This window comes from Mesorhizobium sp. M7A.F.Ca.CA.003.01.2.1, assembly GCF_003998945.1.
Classification (GTDB): Bacteria; Pseudomonadota; Alphaproteobacteria; order Rhizobiales; family Rhizobiaceae; genus Mesorhizobium; species Mesorhizobium ciceri.
In genome coordinates this window covers 1-2,829 of record NZ_RZRA01000771.1, presented here as the reverse complement: position 1 = coordinate 2,829, position 2,829 = coordinate 1, and the positions used below count along the sequence as shown (strand labels likewise).

General features: G+C 62.6%; 5 protein-coding genes. 2 read left to right on the top strand and 3 right to left on the bottom strand.

Annotated elements, in window-relative coordinates:
- Positions 1–251: helix-turn-helix domain-containing protein (locus EN969_RS25260; RefSeq protein ID WP_281060032.1), on the top strand; the 251-nt coding region annotated here is incomplete at its 5' end.
- Between the two features lie 62 nt (positions 252–313).
- The gene (gene nhaA, locus EN969_RS25255; protein ID WP_063169902.1) at positions 314–1,522 is read left to right on the top strand and encodes a Na+/H+ antiporter NhaA; all 1,209 of its coding nucleotides are present in this window, start codon (positions 314–316) and stop codon (positions 1,520–1,522) included.
- A 14-nt stretch (positions 1,523–1,536) separates the two neighbouring features.
- Here the strand turns inward: nhaA and EN969_RS25250 are convergent, their stop codons facing one another.
- The 3 genes from EN969_RS25250 to EN969_RS35595 all read right to left on the bottom strand — a co-directional run.
- A complete protein-coding gene (locus EN969_RS25250) occupies positions 1,537–2,037 on the bottom strand; it encodes an MmcB family DNA repair protein (protein WP_050596417.1) in 501 nt (166 codons plus the stop codon).
- 91 nt (positions 2,038–2,128) lie between these two features.
- Entirely contained in the window at positions 2,129–2,389 is a 261-nt protein-coding gene (locus EN969_RS25245) for a hypothetical protein (RefSeq protein ID WP_127219059.1), read from the bottom strand.
- Positions 2,390–2,631: 242 nt separating this feature from the next.
- On the bottom strand, positions 2,632–2,829 hold a 198-nt coding region (locus tag EN969_RS35595; RefSeq protein WP_206525226.1), incomplete at its 5' end, for a hypothetical protein.

Sequence of the window (2,829 nt, the reverse complement as noted above, 5' to 3'; positions counted from 1 at the left end):
CGGTGAAGCTCGGTGCGGTCGATTATCTCTCCAAGCCCGCCGACGCCGATGATATCTTCGCCGCACTCACCCGCACCGCCGGCGAGCGCGCGGCGCCGCCGGAAAACCCGATGTCGGCCGACCGCGTCCGATGGGAGCATATCCAGCGCGTCTATGAGATGTGCGAGCGCAACGTCTCCGAGACAGCGCGCCGGCTCAACATGCACCGTCGCACCTTGCAGCGCATACTGGCAAAGCGCGCGCCGCGTTAAGGCCACCGTTTGCCATCTTGCCGATTGAAACCCGCCGAAACAGGCGGCATGACGGAGGCGACATGCAGGATCTGAAGCAGCGGCCGATTTCCGTCTTCCGCGAATTTCTCGATAGCGAAGCGGCCGGCGGCATCATCCTGATGGCGGCGGCGGCACTTGCGTTGATCGTCGCCAACTCGCCGCTCGCCGAAACCTATTTCTCCGTGCTCCACGCCTATCTCGGCCCGCTCAGCGTCTCGCACTGGGTCAATGACGGGCTGATGGCGGTGTTCTTCCTGCTCGTCGGGCTGGAGATCAAGCGCGAGATGCTGGACGGCCAGCTCTCCACCTGGCCTCGGCGCGTGCTGCCCGGCATCGCCGCCGCCGGCGGCATGCTGGTTCCGGCACTCGTCTATGTCGCCGTCAACCGCAACAATGCGGCCGCCCTGTCCGGCTGGGCGATCCCGACCGCCACCGACATAGCTTTTGCGCTCGGCGTGCTGTCGCTGCTCGGCAGCCGCGTGCCGGCTTCGCTGAAGGTGTTCCTCACAGCATTGGCCATCATCGACGACCTCGGTGCCGTCATCATCATCGCCATCTTCTACACCAGCGGCTTGTCGCTGGCTTATCTGGGTGCCGCCTTCGCAATCATTGCCGCGCTTGTCGTGCTCAACCGCATGCGGGTGATGACGCTTGTGCCCTATCTCGTTCTGGGCGTCGTCCTGTGGGTTCTGGTGCTGAAATCTGGCGTCCATGCAACGCTTGCCGGCGTGGCGCTGGCGCTGACCATCCCGCTTGAGCGCTCCGCCGGGATCGGTCACGATCTGGACCGTTCGCCGCTGCACCGGCTCGAGCACGGCCTGCACAAGATTGTGGCTTTCGTCGTCATCCCGATCTTCGGCTTTGCCAATGCCGGCGTTTCGCTCGCCGGCCTGAGCTTTGGCGCGCTGATCGAGCCGTTGACGCTGGGTGTCGCCGCCGGCCTGGTGGTCGGCAAGCTGGTCGGCGTGTTCGGCTCCTCGGCACTTGCCATCAGGCTCGGTCTTGCCGACCTACCCGCCAATGCCGGCTGGACGCACATGATCGGCATATCGCTGCTGTGCGGCATCGGCTTCACCATGAGCCTGTTCATCGGCCTGCTCGCCTTCGCCGGCGACGTGGCGCTGCAGGACGCGGTCAAGGTCGGCATCCTCGCCGGCTCCTTCATCGCCGCCATCCTGGGCGCTGCCGTGCTGCTCATGGCGTCCGCTAGGGGTGGCGTGGAGGACGGCGAAGAGGAGAGCCGGCCATAGACTGAAGGACGCCGCTACTCGCTCTCACCCTCCAGCGCCGGCACCGACACGCCGGCAAGCTCCGCCGCCAGCAGCCGCGAAGCGCCGGCCCGCGCGATCCGCAGCATCAGCGCCTTGCGCGTTGCCGCTGCCATGCGGTGCTCGGGCGCATCGCGCAGGATCTCGGCGCCATAGCCGTCGGAAAGGATGAAGCCGCATTCGTGCGGGAAGATCTCCGAGGGTACGCCGGGATGGGTGGCGAAGAAGAAGCGGTCGGAATGCAGCCGGTAGTCGGGCCATTTGCGGTCGACCCTGAAATCCTCGATCGAGGATTTGATCTCGATGATCCAGATATCGCCCTGCCGGGTCAAAGCGACGAGGTCGGCACGGCGGCCGGTGGCCAGCGACAGTTCGGGCAAGACATGCGCGCCCATATCCATGAGCAGCCGCTGCACACCGCGCCGCACCAGCATGGCGCGTTCGGACTGGCGACCGTCGATGAGAGGGTTGATTGGGATGGGCGAGATGATCGGCATGCCAGGCACCATGCCAGATTCTGTTCACGGTTTGAACCTGTTTTATGCAGGCGATTGTATATTCGATATACCCGGATATACCCAAAAGAAGTCAGGCATTGATCCTTGAAAGATTGAGCTTGTGGTGCACACCATCGTTCTCATGGGGACGGGCGGCACAAAATTGAACAGCACTGATGGTGAACAACTGTGGGCCTTTGACCTTGATGCTCTGCGCAAGGCTTTCAGAAAGTCCGTTCAGGAGCATAAAGTCACCACGGCTGATTGGGCGGAGCACGCCAAGCAGTTCCTGGAAAAACAGAGAGATCGTCAGCGCAAATCGACTTGATATGCTGCGCCGGTCAATTTCCATTTGGTAACTTTAAGATAGCAGCGAAAAAGTCTTTGCGCGTCACCAACCAAAGTCAGATGCAACCGCTTTGGTTCCGCGAATTCCGAATGGCATAAGCAGGGAGACGTCACTTCGACACTTTCGTGAAGTGCGCACCCCATCTGCGGGTGATGCATGGCTTTATGTAAATTAGCTAAAGCGAATATAAGAGAAAAGTGATATTTTGGAAGCAGCCGGGGCTCCCCCAATACACCCCGCTCCGGTCAGGCCCGGTGGCGGTCCACCCAAAGGAAGGCTACCGGGCCGATCCCTGCAACCAACCGGTGATCCGCTCGTTGATCCCATGCCGGGTTGATCCCCCGGCACTCCAGGACCTGCCCGCTGCCGAGGGGCGGCGGGCCTTTTTTTGCCGATTGATTGAAGCCCGCAGCGATAGCGAAGGCCCCGGCGGGCGCCGGGAC

Coding starts and splice junctions, on each gene's coding strand:
- EN969_RS25250 (WP_050596417.1), bottom strand. CDS start 2,037: ATGCCGATCATCTCGCCCATCCCAATCAACCCTCTCATCGACGGTCGC.
- nhaA (WP_063169902.1), top strand. CDS start 314: ATGCAGGATCTGAAGCAGCGGCCGATTTCCGTCTTCCGCGAATTTCTC.
- EN969_RS25245 (WP_127219059.1), bottom strand. CDS start 2,389: ATGGAAATTGACCGGCGCAGCATATCAAGTCGATTTGCGCTGACGATC.